Annotated in this window: 14 protein-coding genes; 1 reads left to right on the top strand and 13 read right to left on the bottom strand. The window is 57.7% G+C overall.

Annotation, left to right across the window (positions count from 1 at the left end):
• Nucleotides 1-2: 2 nt before the first annotated feature.
• From F451_RS0106830 to F451_RS0106770, 13 genes are all read right to left on the bottom strand, one after another.
• Complete coding sequence (locus tag F451_RS0106830; RefSeq protein WP_020680610.1) at nucleotides 3-917, bottom strand: ABC transporter permease; 915 nt, start codon at nucleotides 915-917, stop codon at nucleotides 3-5.
• A 97-nt stretch (nucleotides 918-1014) separates the two neighbouring features.
• Nucleotides 1015-2526 (bottom strand): ABC transporter substrate-binding protein, encoded by a 1512-nt coding sequence (locus F451_RS0106825; protein ID WP_026291566.1) that lies wholly within the window; start codon nucleotides 2524-2526, stop codon nucleotides 1015-1017.
• Between the two features lie 860 nt (nucleotides 2527-3386).
• Nucleotides 3387-4337: an AEC family transporter gene (locus tag F451_RS0106820; RefSeq protein ID WP_020680608.1), complete on the bottom strand. Its 951-nt coding sequence runs from the start codon at nucleotides 4335-4337 to the stop codon at nucleotides 3387-3389.
• A 227-nt stretch (nucleotides 4338-4564) separates the two neighbouring features.
• Nucleotides 4565-6142, bottom strand: coding sequence for an aldehyde dehydrogenase (NADP(+)) (locus F451_RS0106815; RefSeq protein WP_020680607.1), 1578 nt, complete (start codon nucleotides 6140-6142; stop codon nucleotides 4565-4567).
• A 170-nt stretch (nucleotides 6143-6312) separates the two neighbouring features.
• The gene (locus F451_RS0106810) at nucleotides 6313-7077 is read right to left on the bottom strand and encodes a FadR/GntR family transcriptional regulator (protein ID WP_026291565.1); all 765 of its coding nucleotides are present in this window, start codon (nucleotides 7075-7077) and stop codon (nucleotides 6313-6315) included.
• 60 nt (nucleotides 7078-7137) lie between these two features.
• Nucleotides 7138-8463 carry an enolase C-terminal domain-like protein gene (locus F451_RS0106805; protein ID WP_020680605.1) on the bottom strand — a complete coding sequence of 442 codons (1326 nt, stop codon included), beginning with the start codon at nucleotides 8461-8463 and terminating at the stop codon, nucleotides 7138-7140.
• Between the two features lie 75 nt (nucleotides 8464-8538).
• A complete protein-coding gene (gene kdgD / locus F451_RS0106800; protein WP_020680604.1) occupies nucleotides 8539-9450 on the bottom strand; it encodes a 5-dehydro-4-deoxyglucarate dehydratase in 912 nt (303 codons plus the stop codon).
• 280 nt (nucleotides 9451-9730) lie between these two features.
• Entirely contained in the window at nucleotides 9731-11308 is a 1578-nt protein-coding gene (gene garD / locus F451_RS0106795; protein WP_020680603.1) for a galactarate dehydratase, read from the bottom strand.
• A 68-nt stretch (nucleotides 11309-11376) separates the two neighbouring features.
• Complete coding sequence (locus F451_RS0106790) at nucleotides 11377-12888, bottom strand: tripartite tricarboxylate transporter permease (RefSeq protein WP_020680602.1); 1512 nt, start codon at nucleotides 12886-12888, stop codon at nucleotides 11377-11379.
• Between the two features lie 18 nt (nucleotides 12889-12906).
• Nucleotides 12907-13350, bottom strand: a complete 444-nt coding sequence (locus tag F451_RS0106785) for a tripartite tricarboxylate transporter TctB family protein (protein WP_020680601.1) — start codon at nucleotides 13348-13350, stop codon at nucleotides 12907-12909.
• A 127-nt stretch (nucleotides 13351-13477) separates the two neighbouring features.
• Nucleotides 13478-14521, bottom strand: a complete 1044-nt coding sequence (locus F451_RS0106780; protein WP_020680600.1) for a type 2 periplasmic-binding domain-containing protein — start codon at nucleotides 14519-14521, stop codon at nucleotides 13478-13480.
• Between the two features lie 606 nt (nucleotides 14522-15127).
• Nucleotides 15128-16180: a LacI family DNA-binding transcriptional regulator gene (locus F451_RS0106775; protein ID WP_051103913.1), complete on the bottom strand. Its 1053-nt coding sequence runs from the start codon at nucleotides 16178-16180 to the stop codon at nucleotides 15128-15130.
• Nucleotides 16181-16271: 91 nt separating this feature from the next.
• Nucleotides 16272-16991, bottom strand: coding sequence for a GntR family transcriptional regulator (locus F451_RS0106770; protein WP_020680598.1), 720 nt, complete (start codon nucleotides 16989-16991; stop codon nucleotides 16272-16274).
• Nucleotides 16992-17150: 159 nt separating this feature from the next.
• Between F451_RS0106770 and F451_RS0106765 the strand changes: the two genes are divergently transcribed.
• Nucleotides 17151-18182 carry a TRAP transporter substrate-binding protein gene (locus F451_RS0106765; protein ID WP_020680597.1) on the top strand — a complete coding sequence of 344 codons (1032 nt, stop codon included), beginning with the start codon at nucleotides 17151-17153 and terminating at the stop codon, nucleotides 18180-18182.
• Nucleotides 18183-18233: the final 51 nt, after the last annotated feature.

The following is an 18233-nucleotide window of genomic DNA, read 5'->3' as shown; positions in this document are numbered from 1 at the left end:
GCTCAGTACCTGATCCTGGGATCGAGCACCGCATAGAGCAGGTCGATCAGAAGATTCATAAGGAAGATGGCCAGCGCCGTCACCATGATCGCAGCCAGCACCACGGTAAAATCCCGCTGCAGGATGCTATCGATCATCAGCTTGCCGATGCCCGGAAAGCCGAAAATGGTTTCCACCACCACGGCGCCGTTGAGCATGCCGGCAGCCTGGTCGCCGATCACGGTGACAACGGGCAGCATGGCGTTGCGCAGCGCATGCACGAAAATAATGCTGCGTTCCTTTACACCCTTGGCACGGGCCGTCTTGACGTAGGCGGATGAGAGCGCATTGATCATGGAGCCGCGCACCACCTGCATGATCAGTCCGAAGGGCCGGATAAAGAGCACGCTCACCGGCAGGACCCAGTGCCAGACAGTGCCAGTACCGGATGTCGGCACCCAGCCCAGGTTGACCGAAAACAGGAAGATGCCGAGAATCGCTATCCAGAAATCCGGCGCACTGGCGGCAGCCAGCGATAGCATCCCGGACAGCCGGTCAAAGGGGCCGCCGACATTGAAGGCCGCCAGGGACCCGATAACGATGGCGGCAATGGTCACGCAGAACAAGGTGACCGCGGCCAGCCACAGGGTCCAGGGAAAGGCTTCGAGCACAACCTCCAGTGCGGGCCGCGCCTTGCGGATCGACTCGCCGAAATCGAGTTGCAGAATGTCGGCCACGTAACGACCGAACTGTTGAATCAGCGGGTCATTCAGACCGTGAACAACGCGAAAGTTGTCACGCGCCTCCAGCGAGGCATCCAGCGGCAGGTATAGGCCCGTGGGATCGCCGGTCAGGCGGGAGAGAAAAAAGATCAGCACAATCAGCCCGATGAGAGAAATCCCGCTCGACAGACTGCGCCTTCCGATGAATGAACTCATCGCATAACCTCCTCATGCATGCCTATTGAGAGACATAACGGCTGTTTATTGTCGCCAGAAGGCGTGCCCGGGTCGGGCACGCCTTCTGGCTGAGGATCTACTTGAACGAGATCTGTGAAAGCTGCAGCTCGCTGTTGGTCGCGATGGTCGGTTCGAATACGAGCCGCGGATTGACGCGGGTGTAGCCGACCATGTGGAACAGCGGGATATCGGCAATGATGTTGCCATTGACCTCGGCAAACAGCTGCTGCCAGAGGCTGGCGCGGTTCTCGCCGGAGGCGGAGGTGGCCTGTTCGATGAGTTCGTCCACATGGGCGCTATTCAGTACGCTCTGCCCGCCCTGGGAGTGGTATTTGCCGTAGGCCGTGAAGACCGCATCACCCTTGGCATTATCGTGCTGGGCCTGAAGCACAGACGGTTTGCGGCCTTCGGGGAACGGCTTGATAAAGAGACCGTTCCATTCCGCCACGTCGTACATCTGCATCGACGCATTGAAGCCCGCATCCTGCAGCATGGCCATCAGGGCTTCCATCAGTTCGGTGGCGTTGGGGTAGATATTGGTACGCCCGATCATCTTGATCTCGGCATCCACGGGGACGCCATCCGCGCGGGCGGCTGCAAGCAGTTTCTTGGCCCGCGTGGGATCATAGGGCCAGACTTTCAGGTCCTTGTTGTAGCCACTGGTCGTCGGCACCACCAGCTGGGTCGCGGGTATCACGTCCGCACTGAGAATCGAGCCTCGCAGCGCCTCACGGTCAATAGCCAGGTTCAGCGCTTCACGCACCCGACGGTCATCCAGCGGGCTGACCTGAACATCAATGCGCAGGCGGGCCGTCTCCGAGTTGGGATAGCTGAAGTCGGTATCCTTGTTGGTCGCGTCCTGTACCGCGATGTTGGGGACTATGTCCGCCTCGCCGGTCTGGACCATGGCCGCGGCAACCGCGGAGTCCGAGCGGAACAGGTAGGTGGCGGTCTCAACCGCCGGCTGCTCGCCCCAGTAGCTGTTGCTGCGTTTGAGGATAATGTTCTGGCCCACATTCCACTGTGCAAATTCGTAAGGACCTGTGCCCACAGGACTGCGGGTAAACTCATTGCGTGGCGTGCTGTCCGGCACGATCGGCACGGTGGAAAACAGCAGCGGCAGGATCGGCTGTGCCGGCGTGGTCGTCACTTCCAGGGTCTGATCGTCGACCACCTTGATGGCCATCTCGGTTCCGCCGAAATACTTGACGCCCACTTCACAGATCATCGACTTGTCAACGGTACGCTCCAGGGAGAATTTGACATCCCGGGCGTCCAGTTCTTCGCCGTTGTGAAACTTGACGCCCTCGCGCAGCTTGAAGCGCCAGGTGGATTCATCAAGCTGCTCCCAGGCGGTGGCCAGGCGCGGCTTGAGACCGCCCTGCTGGGCATCGAATTCCGTGAGTGTCTCGTTGACGTTCTGCAGTATCACACGGCCCACATTGGACCTGGCCGCCATGCAGGGCTCAACGACATCGAGCTCCTCGTTCAGCACTATACGCACATCCTGGTCACCGGCAGCGTATGCCGAAGAGATTGCGGCGCCTAGCAGTGAAACGCCTATGATCGTTTTTATAACGTTTTGCATTTAAAACCCCCAGTTATTTTTATATGGAATGAATTCTTGCAGACCATGAATTGCCTGATCGACATGGCCTGAGATTCAAATAGTCATGCGGGAAATGCTGATCCTCTTAAATCTTCATAAGGGAATTCAGAGAAAGTGATTCACATCGTAAAAATGACCGGTAACAGATCAAAACAAGCGTCTACTGCTTACCGTCTCTGTCGCGAAACCCCGTTAAAGTACGCTGTACCGGCCTAGTTGGGTTGCGCCTATTCATCAAGCACAGATAGATACTACATCATACAAGTATCGATGCAATGGTAAGACATCCAAAAAAGACCAAAAAACACCCAAATAACAAATAAGTAATTGATATATAAAGGTAATATTAATATATAAGATATGAAGAAAGACCATGCATGACGACACACAGCAAACACCGAACAATTTGTAGGACAAATTAAACAAGAAACATAAGCCAGAGGACATGACAGCATCCAGCGCCGACAACCAGAACACCCCATTCAGGAAGCCCTGCACCACCAGTCAGCGGCACAGCAGCAACCGAAGCAACACCGCCGGTACGGCGTTGATCGGCGCATTAACCTGACAATAAAGCGGGCGCAGATGCGCGCACACGCCGGATTTTTTCGGAAGGGAAAAGGCAGCGTTAGCAACCCGCAAGTTAATACATGAAGCAGAGACGCTTCACCATTGCCCGCAGGGTAATACGAACCCCACGAAAACCAGCACGTTCACGTACGTGCACCCACTCTTTTGGATTAAAGAAAATGCGGAGAGGGGGTAAGTTAATAGCATTGGGCCATCTTTTTCAAAGAATGGTCCAATGATGACGCAGGGATACCGGGACGTCGTACAGATCAGATAAGGGCGGCGTAATGCAGCAGGAAGAGACCCAGCATGATGGTGACGATCGAGATGAGAGTCGACAACGCAATAATACTGGCAGCAAGCCTGCCGTCGCTTCCCATTGCCCGCGCCATCACGAAGCTTACCGCCGCCGTCGGACTGGCCAGGAACAGGAACAGTATACCGAGTTCGCGCCCCTCAAAGCCCAGCGCCCAGGCGATCGCCGTAAAGATCAGAGGTATCCACAGAACCTTGATCAGACTGGAACTGACCGCCGTCCGGCCCGATACCTGCAGTGACGTGAGCGACAGCGAACCACCGACGCAGATCAGCGCGATGGGGAGCGTCATAGAACCAAAATACTCCCCCGACACCATGAGCCATTTCGGCAATGTGACTTCCAGCACCGAGGCCAGCAGTCCCGCGACTACGCTGAGAATCAGCGGGTTACGCGCTAATCCCTTGAGTACCGGTCGCAATTGCGCACTGTGACCGGCACTGTATACCGACAGCACCAGGGTCGAGAGGATATTGAACAGCACAATCACGATGCCGGACATCACCGCGCCGGTCGACAAGCCATAATCGCCATACTGATTGGCGGCCAGGGCCAGGCTGACGATACCGCAATTGCCGCGAAAGGCACCCTGCACATAGATGCCCCGATCCTCGCGTTTGACAGCACGCAGCGCCCAGAGCCATGCACCAAAAAAGCTCAGTGCCGTTGCCAGGCAAAAGTAGCCGACCAGTGCAGGCTGCAACGCTTCGTCCAGATCCGCCTTGAGAATACCGAGGAACAGCAGCGTCGGCATGGTGGCCTTGAAAGTCAGGGCCGAGGCGGTGTTGATAAATGCTTCATCAATGAGCCGCGTTTTTTTCAGCAGCATGCCCACCAGCACCATGATGAAAACCGGACCGGTCACGGCAAAAATCTGGTTCAAAATTGCAAAGGGATTTTCCATGGGGACATCCAATCCTTGGCACGAACCTTAACGAGAATACACAGCCCACATAGCCTGCAGAGCGCACTGGATATTAACGGCAAAACAGCGCCGACAAAAAAGCCCCGCACATGCGAGGCTTTTCGATAACTGAAGGCTGCCGGGGTGGGCATATTGCAGCCAGAGCTGCCTGTTCTGCCCTGCCCGTTTGAACCGGTTCAGTTTAGTTCAGGCGGCCAGGCGTCACTTCAGCCTTCGTTACGGCCGTCGAACAGTCGACGTACACCCAGCGGGTTGGCGTCCTGCAGTGCTTCGGGCAGCAGCGCTGCCGGCAGGTCCTGGTAGCAGACCGGGCGCAGGAAGCGCAGGATCGCCGCGCTGCCCACCGAGGTGGTACGGCTGTCCGAGGTCGCCGGGAAAGGTCCGCCATGTACCATGGCATGGCACACTTCGACGCCCGTCGGGTAACCGTTGCACAGGATACGGCCAGCCTTGCGCTCCAGCACCGGCAGCAGCGCCCGGGCCTGTTCGATATCGGCTTCATCCAGCTGCAGCGTGGCGGTGAGCTGCCCTTCGAGATGCTCGGCCACCAGCGCAAACTCTTCTATTGAACGGCACTTGATCACCAGGGAACTGGCACCGAAGACCTCGTCGCACAGACGCTCATCCGCCAGGAAGGCTTCGGCACTGGTGACATAGAGACCGGCCTGGCACTGGTTCGGCCCCTGGCCCGCAATCCCTTCCGCCACGGCAGTCACGCCGGCATTGCCCTTGAGCTGGGCCACGCCCTCGCTGTAGGCCTGATATATTCCCGGCGTCAGCATGGTTTGGGCAGCGACATCAGCCAGCGCCGTGGCCGCGGTTTGCAGGAACTGATCCAGCTCGGCACCCTCAACGGCGATGACCAGGCCCGGGTTGGTGCAGAACTGGCCGGCGCCCATCGCCAGTGAGCCAACAAAACCCTTGGCAATGGCATCGCCGCGCGCCTGCAACGCCGCCGGCATCAGGAACACCGGGTTAATGCTGCTCATTTCGGCATAGACCGGAATCGGCTCCGGACGGTTGGCGGCGATATTCATCAGTGCAGTACCGCCATTGCGCGAGCCGGTAAAGCCCACCGCCTTGATCGCCGGATGTGCCACCAGGTTGGCGCCGACATCGCGGCCCGAACCAAACAGCAACGAAAACACGCCTTCAGGCAGGCCGGCATCGGCCACGGCCTGCTGAATGGCGCGCCCTACCAGCTCAGAGGTACCCGGGTGTGCCGAGTGTGCCTTGACCACCACCGGACAGCCGGCCGCCAGGGCCGAAGCGGTATCGCCACCGGCGACCGAGAAGGCCAGCGGAAAGTTGCTGGCGCCGAACACCGCCACAGGTCCCAGCGGGATCTGGCGCAGACGCAGGTCGGCACGGGGCAGGGGCGCACGATCCGGCATGGCCGGGTCGATGCGCACGTCCAGCCAGTTGCCGGCGCGCACCACGGAGGCGAACAGACGCAGCTGACCCATCGTGCGGCCCCGTTCACCTTCGATGCGCGCCCGCGGCAGGCCCGACTCGGCCATGGCCCGCTCGATCAGGGCGTCGCCCAGGTTGAGAATATTCTCGGCGATCGCCTCGATAAAGGCTGCACGCGCTTCAAGCGTGGATTCGCGAAAAGTATCGAATGCCTGTGCCGCCAGGGTGCAGGCCTGATCGACTTCGGCCTGCCCGCCGCCCGCGAAGGCCGGTGACAGTGTTTCGCCGGTGGCTGGATTGATACCCTGGATCGGTTTGGCCTGGCCACGAACGGCGCGGGCGCCAATCAGCATTTCACCTGTAATCTGCATGAAAACCTCTGCAATTAATATGAAAGATTGGGGCCCCGACTAACGCATTCAGCGAAAACCGAAACCTTGAAATAACTAATTTCTATTAACCCAGCGGGTTAAAGCGATGAGACAGCATCTATGCCTGAATGATTCCAGGCATAGATAAATTGCTGAAGAGCAGTAATTTATCAATCAAACGAACTGTTTCTTTTGTATTTTTCATACAAATGATAAGCCCGGTACAGATGCTGATGCATCGCCTGGCGAGCAGCCTCCGGATTTTGCGTTTTTATCGCTGCGACGATATCCGAATGTTCTTTTTCAATTCGGTCCAGATACTCTTCCGACGCCGCCTGATCGATATTGCTGTCAACAATACTGGCGCGCGGAATAATGTTTTTATTGAACTGCTCATAGAAACTTTTAAAGAACGGGTTTTTACTGGCCGCCGCGATGCTCAGGTGAAAGTCGTAATCTTCCTTGCGCGCCATCTTGTGTTCCACGCGGGCCTGATGAAAGGCCTCCATCGTGGTTTCGATACGCTGCATATCGTCGTCATCACGGCGCATGGCCGCTAGCTCGCAGGCCGCAGTTTCAACCACCAGACGCAGTTCGAGAATGTGCAGAATATCCTCTACCGCCGTCGGATTAATCGCATGGGCATAGAAAGTCTCAGCCGGCGAATTACGCAGCACCGTCGTCCCGACGCCCCGTTTGGTTTCGACCAACCCGAGGGATTTTAACTGCGTAATGGCTTCACGGATCACCGTACGGCTCACACCGAACATGTCACACAGGGCATTTTCAGTCGGCAGCTTCTGCCCCACACTGATCTTGCCCTGCGCGAGCATGTTTTCCAGCTGACTTGCCACGTGGTTCGACAAACTGCCACGTTTTTGCACAGGTTCGACCTGAAACAAATCTGTACCGCCAGCTGGATTCTGAGTGGTCATAAGTGAATGTCCGAGATTATTTAGAATGAGAATATAGCCCCATTATCCCCGATTCATCCATTAACGGACAAGCGACGGTTTCTTGGCATCGAAACGCCAGCCCGGAATCAGGTACTGCATGGCCATGGCATCATCCCGCTGGCCCACATCGAGGCTCTTGTACAACCTGTGCGCTTCTTCAAGCTTCGCACGATCCAGCTCAATGCCAAGACCCGGCTTTTGCGGCACCTTGAGCTTGCCTTCACGGATCTTCAGCGGCTCCCGGGTAATACGCTGGCCATCCTGCCAGATCCAATGGGTGTCGATCGCAGTGATCTCCCCAGGGCAAGCTGCAGCGACATGCGTCATCATCGCCAGGGAGACGTCAAAATGGTTGTTGCTGTGCGAGCCCCAGGTCAGGCCCCACTCATTGCACAGTTCGCCTACGGCGACAGCACCCTGCATGGTCCAGAAGTGGCAGTCTGCCAGGGGAATATCAACTGCATCCAGTCGCACGGCATTGCGCAGCTGCTGCCAGTCGGTGGCAATCATGTTGGTCGCGGTCTTCAGGCCCGTTTGGCGCTTGAATTCCGACATGATTTCACGGCCTGACCAGGCACCTTCCTGACCACAGGGATCTTCGGCATAGCTGAGCATGTGCTTGATGGGTGTCAGGTAGTCCACGGCCTGTTTCAGCGTCCAGGCACCGTTGGGATCCAGCGTCAGGCGCGCATCAGGAAAAACGTCATACAGGGCCGCGATACATTCCGCTTCCTGCCGGCCGTCCAGCACGCCGCCCTTGAGTTTGAAATCGCGGAAACCGTAACGGGCATACGCCGCCTTGGCGAGGTTGGCGACGGCCTCGGGCGTCAGCGCCTCCTGGGTACGCACCAGGTCCCAGTCGTCCTGCGGGTTGGCGCAGGTCGGATAGGGAAGATCAGTTTTCTTCGGATCGCCCAGCAGGAACAGGTAACCCAGCGCCTCGACTTCGTCACGCTGCTTGCCGAACTGACCCAGCAGATCAGCAACCGGAAGCCCCATGTTCTGCCCCGCCAGATCCAGTAGCGCCGACTCGATCGCCGTGATCACATGCACCGCAATGCGCAGGTCAAAGGTCTGGTTGCCCCGTACATCCTCGGCCTGGCCCGATGTCGCCTGACGCACCCGGCTGATGATGGCCTTGTAGTGCCCTACGCTCTGGCCTTCAACCAGCTCGCGGCACTTTTCAAGCGTATTCAGGATACCCTGGGTGGCCGGGACTTCGCCGAGCCCGACGCGACCGGCATCATCCTCAAGAATAACGATGGTACGGATAAACCAGGGAGCATGTCCGCCACTCAGATTCAGCAGGAAGCCGTCGTAACCGGCCACTGGAACCACTGTCATCTTTTTGATTTTGCTAAACATTACCTATCCTCAATCTCGAAGCCTGCAGCCGGGTGAGCGTCTTTTCAACGTCACCCGGTGACCGATGCATACGGCTTAGCGGTTGGCGTTGATGATCGCAGCCAGCTCTTCCTTCTCTGCCGCAGTGGGCATGGTCAGCGGTGCACGCACGTCGCCGGACGGACGACCGATAATGTCGGCACCCGACTTGATCAGGCTGACGGCATAACCTTTCTTGCGGTCGCGCAGACGGCAGAACGGAATGAAGAAATTCTTGATAATGTGCGTCACGGTGGCCTGATCGCCGCCACGCAGCGCGCTGTAGAACTTCATCGCCATTTCCGGCATGAAGTTGAACACCGCCGAGGAGTAGGTGTTCACGCCAATGGCCAGGTAGGCTTCGGCAAATATTTCAGCGGTCGGCACGCCACCGATGTATACCAGGCGGTCGCCAACGGTCTTGATAGTGTCATTGAGCGCAGCAATGTTGCCGACGCCATCCTTCAGGCCAACCATGTTCGGGCAGGCTGCTGCCAGCGTCTTGACGCTTTCAGCATCGAGAATGCCATTGCCACGGTTGTAGTAAACCACCTGCAGCGAGGTGCTGTTGATCACGGCCTTGGCGTATTCAACCACGCCATCGGCCGGGCACTCGGTCAGGTACGGAGGCATCAGCAGGATGCCATCGATGCCGGCTTCTTCAGCCGCTTTGCAGTAGGCCTGTGCTTCCGGAATGCTCTTGCCGGCACTGGCGATCACGGGAACGCGACCCGCTACCGTTTCGACGGCGATCTTGCAGATTTGCTTGTACTCATCCATGGACAGCGAGAAAAACTCCCCTGTACCACCGGCGACGAACACGCTGGATACACCCTGCTGAACAAACCATTCAATACGATCACGGTAAGTGTCGGCGTTAAATTCGCCATTGGCATCGAAGTCGGTAATCGGGAAAGACAGCAGACCATCGCTCAGGGACTGTCGAATAAGCTCTACAGAAAACGCCATTTTGTTATTCCTCTTTCGTTAATGCCGCAACCCGGCCTTGAGCACATTAGGAGACTGTCCCGACAAGGTCGCCGGCGCCCCGGATCGCGTGAATGGCAATCGCGGGCCACCGACAGGTGCTCGCTTCGTTTACCAGGCAATTAAAGTCATGCCCTAGTTATCATTCATCATACATCATACTTTTATAGACGCAAGCCTTAGATTGGCTAATTTGTCTGCAGTACTGCGACCATCATCGCGCACCGGATTAGCCCGTCAGGCCGTACAAGACAGGACCCGATCAGGTCACCGGTGCCGGGTTAAACAGCACCAGATCGTTGTGCAGCCCCAGCCTGTCGGCCGCCACCTGCTGGCGACCGCTGGCCACCTCCAGGATCAGCCGAAAAAGCTCCCAGCCCACATCCTCAATGGTCGCTTCCCCGGTCGCGATGCGTCCGGCATCAAGATCGATCAGGTCGTGCCAGCGGCGACTCAGGGTCTTGTTGGTCGACACCTTGATAACCGGTGCCATCGACAGGCCATAGGGCGTGCCTCGACCGGTCGTAAAGACCTGCAGGTTCATGCCGGCTGCCAGCTGCAAGGTGCCGCAAATGAAGTCGCTGGCCGGTGTGGCCGCAAAGTTCAGGCCGCGTTTGCGGATACGCTCGCCCGGCTCCACCACGTCTACAATGGGCGAGCTGCCGGACTTGACGATGGAGCCGAGCGCTTTCTCAACGATATTGCTCAGCCCCCCCTTCTTGTTACCCGGCGATGTATTGGCGCTGCGATCAACCTGCCCCTGGCTGAGGTAGTTGTCGTACCAGTCCATCTGGTCCACCAGCGCCTGAGCCACGGAACGGTCCTTGGCTCGGGCGGTCAGCAGATGAATCGCATCGCGTACTTCAGTGACTTCAGAGAACATCACGGTGCCGCCGGCGCGCACGATCAGGTCGGCGGCAAAACCCAGTGCCGGATTGGCGGTCACACCGGAAAAAGCATCACTGCCGCCACACTGCATGCCGACCACCAGTTCGGCCGCCGCACAGGTTTCACGCCGCCGCCGGTTCAGCTTCTCCAGGTGGTATTCGGCCAGTTCCAGAATGCCGTCCACCATCTCGCCGAATCCGGTAAAGGAGTCGTCCTGCAGACTCAGGATCGGCGAAGGCGCGGCCTTTGCACTTGGGGCGACGTTTTCCCCCAGCCGCAGGACCTGCTCTTGCGGCAGCAGACGGGTCGGCAGCAGCTTCTCGCAGCCCAGTCCGATCACCATCACTTCGCCACCGAAATTGGGGTTGCGGGCTATATTCTGCAGGGTACGAATCGGCACGATTGCCGCCGGGGCGTTAATCGCCACACCGCAGCCATAGGTATGATTCAGCGCAACAACATCATCGACGTTGGGAAAGCGCGGCAGCAGTTCTGCCTTGATACGGCGCACCACATGATCCGTAACGCCGGCAACACACTGCACACTGGTTGAAATGGCCAGCACGTTTTTGGTGCCCACCGTGCCATCGGCATTGCGGTAGCCTTCAAAGGTATACCCCTCCAGCGGCGGCATTTCCGGTAGCGGACGGGGGTCGATCGACAACTCATTCAGCGCCCGGGCCGCCGGCATTCTCACCATGTCCTCGTTAATCCAGCGCCCCTGTGCGATATCGTCCAGGGCGTAACCGATAACCTCGGCGTAACGCACAACGATGTCGCCGCTGGCAATATCCACCAGCGCCACCTTGTGGCCCAGTGGCACATCGTCCAGCAGGCGCGTGCCATTATCCAGCAGCGTTCCAGCTTTCAGGCCACCGGCATTGGCGACGATGGCGACGTTATCCGCCTCATGCATCTTGATGGTGATGGGCAATTCAATGGCTGTACTCATGACATCCTCGACAGGGAAAGAGGCCTGGCCGGCGCCAATGCGGCGCCCGCGCAGGCAGGAGGAAAAGATCAGACTTCGATGGCCCGGGACTTGCTGTTGCGGCGGGCCTTGAGCGCCAGATAGACGGAAAACAGAACCGAGGCTGCAATCATGAGCCAAAGCACAATCGCGATCGGGCTCTTGGTAAAGAAGATGCTCAGCGTGCCGAAGGACTCGAGACTCTTGACGAAATACACCTCGGCCGAACTGCCCAGAATAAAGCCGATCACCAGCGGTGCGATTTCGAGGCCGATCTTCTGCGCCACATAGCCGAACAGTCCGAATATCAGCAGTGTCCAGACATCAAACATGATGCCGTAGTTGATCGCGTAGGCACCGACCACACACATCATGATGATGATGGGATACAGCACGTACTTGGGTACCATGACGACCTTGGCGATATGCTTGATTGCGAAGAACATGATGCCGAACATCACCAGGTTGGCGAACACCAGGCCGATCATCATCGAGTACCAGGTATCCAGGTTCTCGCCGATAAAGAGCGGCCCCACCTGCAGCCCCTGCAGGGTGAAGGCACCGATCAGTACAGCCGTTGTGCTGTCGCCGGGAATACCGAGTGACAGCAGCGGAATCAGCGCACCGCCGGTCAGGGCATTGTTGGCGGACTCCGAGGCGATGAGCCCTTCAGGCGCGCCCTTGCCCATCTTAGAAGGATCTTTGGAGAAGTTTTTCTGCTGCGAGTACGCCAGCACCGAAGCTGCGCTGCCACCGATACCCGGCAACATGCCAACGAAAGTACCGATACTGGAGGATCTGAGCATGTTGACGAACTGACCGCGGAACACGTTCAGCTTAAAGGGGGTTCCCTGCGTCAGCTGAATGCGCTTTTCGCCCACCTCATCCTTGGCACCGCGCTCGGCCTCAAGAAAGATGGTCGCCAGGCCGAACAGGCCGATCAGTACCGGCAGTAGCGAGAAGCCTTCTTCCAGGTAAGGCACCATGAAATCAGCCATCAGACGGTACTCGCCGTTACCGCCCACACCCACATCATAGGTGCCGATCAGGCTCAGGAAGACCCCGATCATGCCACTGAAAATACCCACCAGCATGTTGCTGGACAGCGATGCGATGACCGTCAGCGCGAAAAATATGATCAGAAACTTCTCGACGTAGGAGAACTTGATTGCGAAATCCGACAGAAGCGGCGCAAACAAGAACAGAATGACGGCACTGAACAACCCGCCCACCAGGGACGAGACGATACAGATCTTCAGCGCACGCTCTGCCTCGCCCCGTTGCGCCATGGGATGGCCGTCAAAGGTGGTGGTGATGGACGAAGGCGTACCTGGAATGTTGAGCAGAATAGCAGGCACCAGACCGCCCGAGATGCCGCCGACATAGAGCCCCAGCAACAGTGCCAGACCTTCATGCAGCCCCAGGGAATAGGTCAAAGGCAGGCAGACGGCCACGGCCATGGTGGCGGTCATGCCGGGAATGGCACCAAAAATGATACCCACCAGCGAGCCCGCAGCCGCCAGCAGAAAGTATTCGGGTGATAACAGAGAAATGAAATCCATCGAAATAACTCCGGTACGTTACGGCAAGGTGATATCGAACAGCGAGCCCAGTACGTACCAGACCGCCAGCGGCGCGATCAGCGCATTGCAGGCGATCACCAGCAGTACCGAACGCGTCACTTCGTGCACATACACCAGGGATAACGCGGCAATAAACGCGATGGAACAAAACAGGAATCCCAGCCCGGTATTGGGAAACAGCTGCCCGACATAATCCATCGACACAAAGTAAATAACGATCAGCCCCACAGTGCTGAACAGGCGAAACTTGTCGGCATTTTCTTCGAAGAACGCCAGACCCGCGCCTCGGGTACGCACGATTTCAACCAGACGCGCACGGTGGATAACGGCGATCAGCAGCAGCATCCCTGCCAGCAAAGTAACCACCAGCTTTGGAAAAAAAAGATGGGATTGATCGAAGTCGATCGAGACTTCGAGCAGAGACGTAAGTGTCTGACTCATAACTGCACCGAAGGGGTCAGGAAGGGTTTACGGGGCCGCTGCGAGGCTGCCGCCACCCAGATTCAGTGAAACAGGGCCGCTCCCTGAGCGGCCCTGACGTTGCCGGCGCTAACCAGACAGGAGCTTGTTAGCCTTTGATCGCGTTGATCACGTCGGCGATACGGTCGTTCTTCTCTTTCAGGTAGGTCCGAGCTTCGGCTGCGGGCTTGAAGTTGGGAATAAAGAAGGATTTCTTCTGCATTTCCTGGATCTTGCCCTCAGCGTAGATTTCACCCAGCGCCTTGTCGATAGCCTCTACGAATGCCGGATCGATATCCTTGTTGTAGAGAAAGAAAAATTCCTTGTCGAAGGTGAAGTCCTGGCCTTCGGCCATCGGTACCTGGACATTGGGGGCGACAAACTTCAGCAGGTCCGCGCGGGTGGTCTTGCCCATGCCATCTTCATTGGCCTGAGCGATGGTCTGCTCGCGTGCCGTCAGCCAGACAAAGCTCATGGCCTTCTGGTCGTCAGCCGGCAAGCGGGTGTACTGCTCGTTGGACTGCACACTGCCGTTGATCACGTCAGCCAGACCGTCGAACATGGCCTGATTCTTGGAATCCTGCGAACCGGTGTTAACCGGTGTCAGGTTGCCTTCCTTGCCCGGGTACTTGAGCTTGACGGCATTTTTCAGCGCACTGTAACCGATTTCGGATACGCCGCCGGGCTGGATAGCCACACGGACAGTTTCACCGTTGCCCGCCGCATCGATAATCTGCTCGACGCTGCTGTAAGGCGATTTCTTGCTGACCAGGTAGGCATTGCCCGGGTTGATCGCAAACGTCGGCCCGATACTGTAATTGGCAAACGGATCGTCGTAGCCCTTCTGACCGTAAAGCACGCCGAGATACGCCTGATCGTGGAACACCATGATGGTGCTGCCATCGCTGCTGCGGCTGCGTTCTACCGCCTTGAACGCGGCCGGCGCACCCGTGGCATCAACCTTGAAGTTCACACCCAGCTTCTCGGACAGCGCTTCGGCCACGATGCTGCTGGACTGGTAGGTATCGCCCCCGGTGGACTTGGAGCCGATCACCACGCGAATATTGGACGGAAGCTCTGCCGCAGCCTGCATGGCCACAGCTGCCGCCAGTGCACAGACACCCAGTCGCATTCCGGAAATCAAACGTTTCATATTTATTTTTCCTGTTATTAAAATTCTTTTCTGGCATTGCGGCGCTTTCAGCGTTGCAGCTCACCGTTGCCGACTTGTCATTCAGTTGCAGCACCCGACCCTGACACGTTTCTGTGCTGTGCGACCGACGCGATTAATCATACATCATACAGATGATTGCGCAACCATAAGTTATCAGGCCAACTTAAACAGCACTACACCTTAGCCGTATACGCCCCCCTTTACAGGTTTACATCATCCATCGGAGGGTACGGGGTACGGGGCACAGGATTCGCAAGCGGTTCTCCAAATCCTTGAGACCACCCATTGCCGGCTGATCAAGCTCAAGGCGCAGCGACCCTGGCAATCGCGCGCAAACCTGTGGCCAAGAACGACCTGATGCTTCAGGGCCGCCGAAAGGTTTGCAAGTAACGCAGGCACTCATAGGGAAAAGCTTCCAGGGTCGGACTCCGGAAGCTGATAGCAGTGGAGGGGCAAAACAAAGGGGAACGGCTGTGGGCTCGCTACGCTCGGCCAACAGGATCGGAATCTACGGGTCAGCCCGGCTGATAACAGGCACCCTGACTACGCCCTTATCCATGCATGAAGGCTTCTTTGTGCAGGCGGTCACGCACTGACCCGGTCGATTAATTCAAAGCCCGTATCGATGCGAACAGGCGTTCGGTCATCGTCCCGGTTTTGCAGGCGTTGCAGCAGCGCGCTCGCAATCAGTGCTCCTACGCGCGCGCCATCCAGCCGGACCGAAGACAATGCGGGATACAGCTGCGCCGCGCTGCTCATATCACCGAATCCCATCACGGCAATATCCTCGGGAATCTTAAGGCCTCGGGCGGCCGCTTCCGCCAGGACTCCCTGCGCAATGGTATCCGAGCTGCACACAATGACTTCAGGCCGGGCTTCTTGTGACCACAACTGACTCAACCCCTCTCGCCCTTCCTTGAGCGTGGCCGGCGCCGGAAAAGTCACCTGCCGCACATCCGTGACACCCTGCGCATTCAGCTCGTTCACCAGCGCTTCGTTACGCTTGACCGCACGGGCATCACTCACGGACACGACAGCAAAACGCCTATATCCTTTTTCAAGCAAATGACTCGCCACGGCCTTGCCGACGGCGCGGTGGGAAAAACCGACCAGGATGTCTATCGGGTCGTCGCAAAGATCCCATGCCTCGACCACCGGAATGCCCGAAGAGGCAAGCCGCTGGCGGGTCAGCGCAGAGTGTTCCGTCCCCGTTAGCACGATGGCATCGGGTCGACGCCCCAAAATCGCGCCCAGCAAGGACTCTTCCTTCTCGACCGAGTACCCCGTAATCCCGAGAATGGACTGGTAACCCGCCTCACCGAGCTGGTCCATCAGCGCCTGGACCATATCAGAGAAAAGAGAATGCGCGATGGTGGGAACGAAAACGGCAACCAGCTTGCTCTGCTTGCTGGCAAGGCCGCCGGCCAGCATGTTCGGAATGTATCCGACCTCTGCCACCGCACGGCGCACTTTTTCCAGTGTTTGATCAGAGACAACTTCAGGCCGGTTCAGCGCCCGGGATACGGTTATCGGCGAAACGCCGGCCACTTTGGCCACGTCAATGAGTGTTGAACCCGATGCCTGATGCCTTTGATCCCTTGAGCTTTTGTCTTTGTTATCTGCGGTGTTTATTGGCATCGGAGGATTTTCGTGAACATTTCAAGTAAGGAAATCGAGACTCAAAGTACCACTAAACGGTTGAGGCGCAAAGCAATCCCCGCGCCCACGCTCAGTCTGCGAAATAGTTCGGATAGGCCTCACGCAGGCGCTGGTAACGGGACAATGTTCCTTCCAGATGATGGCGCATAGCCTCGGTCGCCTGTTCCGGCACACCCGATGCAATGGCGTCGACAATCCGGCGATGATCTTCGATGACATCACGCATCTTGCCCTCGCTGGGCAGGTCAAGATGTCGCAGCCTAGCCATGTGACCGGACTTGCTCTGCACCAGCCAGTAAAGACCGAGCTGCCCCGCCGCGGAAAACATCTGCTCATGAAACAGCTCGTCCAGCCGGTAAAAAGCGCTGAGCTGGGATGTATCTTTAGCCAGTAACTCCTGCATGTCGACCAGGGCCGAGAGCCTGGCAACCAGATCCTCATCCTGCAACCGCGACAACCGGCGTATCACCTCGGTTTCAAGCGCCTCACGCAGAAACTGGGTTTCGTTCAACTGCGTCACGTCGATGCGCGATACCACCGTGCGAGATTGCGGATATATCTTCACCAGACCGGCCTGTTCCAGCCGCTGCAAGGCCTCGCGAACCGGCGTCTGGCTGACCCGATAATCCTCACACAACTGCGCCCGCGTCAGCGTCGCATCCGGTGGCAGCTCCAGGCTGACAATACGCCGGTGCAGATCCTCATACACGCGATCGACGGCGGATCTGGCCATTTCCGGCACCTGGCTCTGATGCTGTCGCAACAGCTGACTCACATCGAGCGGTTTCATGGTGGGGTCACTCCTATACACACGCTTTGGGTATCAGCTCAAACGCCGATCTGATGACAAAACTACAAAATAGGCTTGCGAATTTCAACTAATATATTAGTATTTCAGTCGTTCAATCTGAGATCCAAACACCAAGAACAAGAAAATCGGAGTTCCAGCATGTATTTTAAAAAGCTACTCACCACCGGCATAGTCATGGCCGCGACCGCGTCCCTCGCGTTTTCTGTGACCGCCCAGGCACGCACGCTCAAGATTCAGACCAGTTTCAGTGCCAGCCACATCAGCCTGGCCCACCTGAATGAAAACTGGATCCCCAAGCTGAAGGAAATGACCAACGGGTCGCTGGAAATCGAACTGCTGCCAGTTGGCGCCGTGGTGCCGCACAAGGAAACGCCGGAAGCCGTCGCCATGGGCATTCTGGATGGAGACCTGACCACGCCGAGCTACTTTTCAGGCAAGGATCCCGCCTTTGCGCTGATGGGGGATCTCATTGCCGGCTACGACCGGCCGGAGCAGATTCAGGACTTTTGCATGCATGGCGGCGGCAAGGAGCTGCTGCAAAAGTTATTCAATGAACATCAGCCGGGTGTGCACGTCATCGGCTGCAGTTCCGAAAAGCGGGAAGCCTTTGTCTCCAAGGTGGCCATCAACAGTGTGGACGATCTAAAGGGGCTGAAGATCCGCACGCCGGAAGGGCTGGCGGCCGATGTCTTCAGGCGGGCCGGAGCGGCCCCGGTATCCCTGCCGGGTTCCGAGGTGTATTCGGCACTGGAGCAAAGCGTTATCGATGCCGCCGACAGCTCGGCCTATGCCAATAATGACGCCAGCGGCATGCACAAGGTGGCCAAGTTTCCGATCTACCCCGGCATACACTCCATGCCCTTCATGCAGTTCACGGTGTCCGACCTGGCCTGGAACAAGCTGACGAACACCGAACAGCAGGCACTGAGCGAGTGGTTCATCGCGGCCTACGATGACATCCGCGTCGTGCTGGATGCCAAGGACAAGGAACTGGTCGCCCGCGACAAGGCCGCCGGCAAGCTGACCATCATCGACTGGCCCCAGGGCGAGCGCGACAAGTTCCGCAAGATTGCCCAGCAGTCCTGGGAAGCCTTTGCTGCAGCGTCTCCGCTGGCGAAAGAAGCCTATGAAACCCACGTCAAGTTCATGAAGAGCAAAGGCCTGCTGTAGTCACCGGCGTGCGCCCGCTCGGGCGCACGCCTCTTTGCTCACACCGCGGCA

This window comes from Marinobacterium rhizophilum DSM 18822 (assembly GCF_000378045.1).
GTDB lineage: Bacteria > Pseudomonadota > Gammaproteobacteria > Pseudomonadales > Balneatricaceae > Marinobacterium_A > Marinobacterium_A rhizophilum.
Note: the sequence above shows the minus strand (reverse complement) of the source record. Positions and strands in the feature narration are given on the sequence as shown.

Coding starts and splice junctions, on each gene's coding strand:
- F451_RS0106830 (WP_020680610.1), bottom strand. CDS start 917: ATGAGTTCATTCATCGGAAGGCGCAGTCTGTCGAGCGGGATTTCTCTC.
- F451_RS0106825 (WP_026291566.1), bottom strand. CDS start 2,526: ATGCAAAACGTTATAAAAACGATCATAGGCGTTTCACTGCTAGGCGCC.
- F451_RS0106820 (WP_020680608.1), bottom strand. CDS start 4,337: ATGGAAAATCCCTTTGCAATTTTGAACCAGATTTTTGCCGTGACCGGT.
- F451_RS0106815 (WP_020680607.1), bottom strand. CDS start 6,142: ATGCAGATTACAGGTGAAATGCTGATTGGCGCCCGCGCCGTTCGTGGC.
- F451_RS0106810 (WP_026291565.1), bottom strand. CDS start 7,077: ATGACCACTCAGAATCCAGCTGGCGGTACAGATTTGTTTCAGGTCGAA.
- F451_RS0106805 (WP_020680605.1), bottom strand. CDS start 8,463: ATGTTTAGCAAAATCAAAAAGATGACAGTGGTTCCAGTGGCCGGTTAC.
- kdgD (WP_020680604.1), bottom strand. CDS start 9,450: ATGGCGTTTTCTGTAGAGCTTATTCGACAGTCCCTGAGCGATGGTCTG.
- garD (WP_020680603.1), bottom strand. CDS start 11,308: ATGAGTACAGCCATTGAATTGCCCATCACCATCAAGATGCATGAGGCG.
- F451_RS0106790 (WP_020680602.1), bottom strand. CDS start 12,888: ATGGATTTCATTTCTCTGTTATCACCCGAATACTTTCTGCTGGCGGCT.
- F451_RS0106785 (WP_020680601.1), bottom strand. CDS start 13,350: ATGAGTCAGACACTTACGTCTCTGCTCGAAGTCTCGATCGACTTCGAT.
- F451_RS0106780 (WP_020680600.1), bottom strand. CDS start 14,521: ATGAAACGTTTGATTTCCGGAATGCGACTGGGTGTCTGTGCACTGGCG.
- F451_RS0106775 (WP_051103913.1), bottom strand. CDS start 16,180: ATGCCAATAAACACCGCAGATAACAAAGACAAAAGCTCAAGGGATCAA.
- F451_RS0106770 (WP_020680598.1), bottom strand. CDS start 16,991: ATGAAACCGCTCGATGTGAGTCAGCTGTTGCGACAGCATCAGAGCCAG.
- F451_RS0106765 (WP_020680597.1), top strand. CDS start 17,151: ATGTATTTTAAAAAGCTACTCACCACCGGCATAGTCATGGCCGCGACC.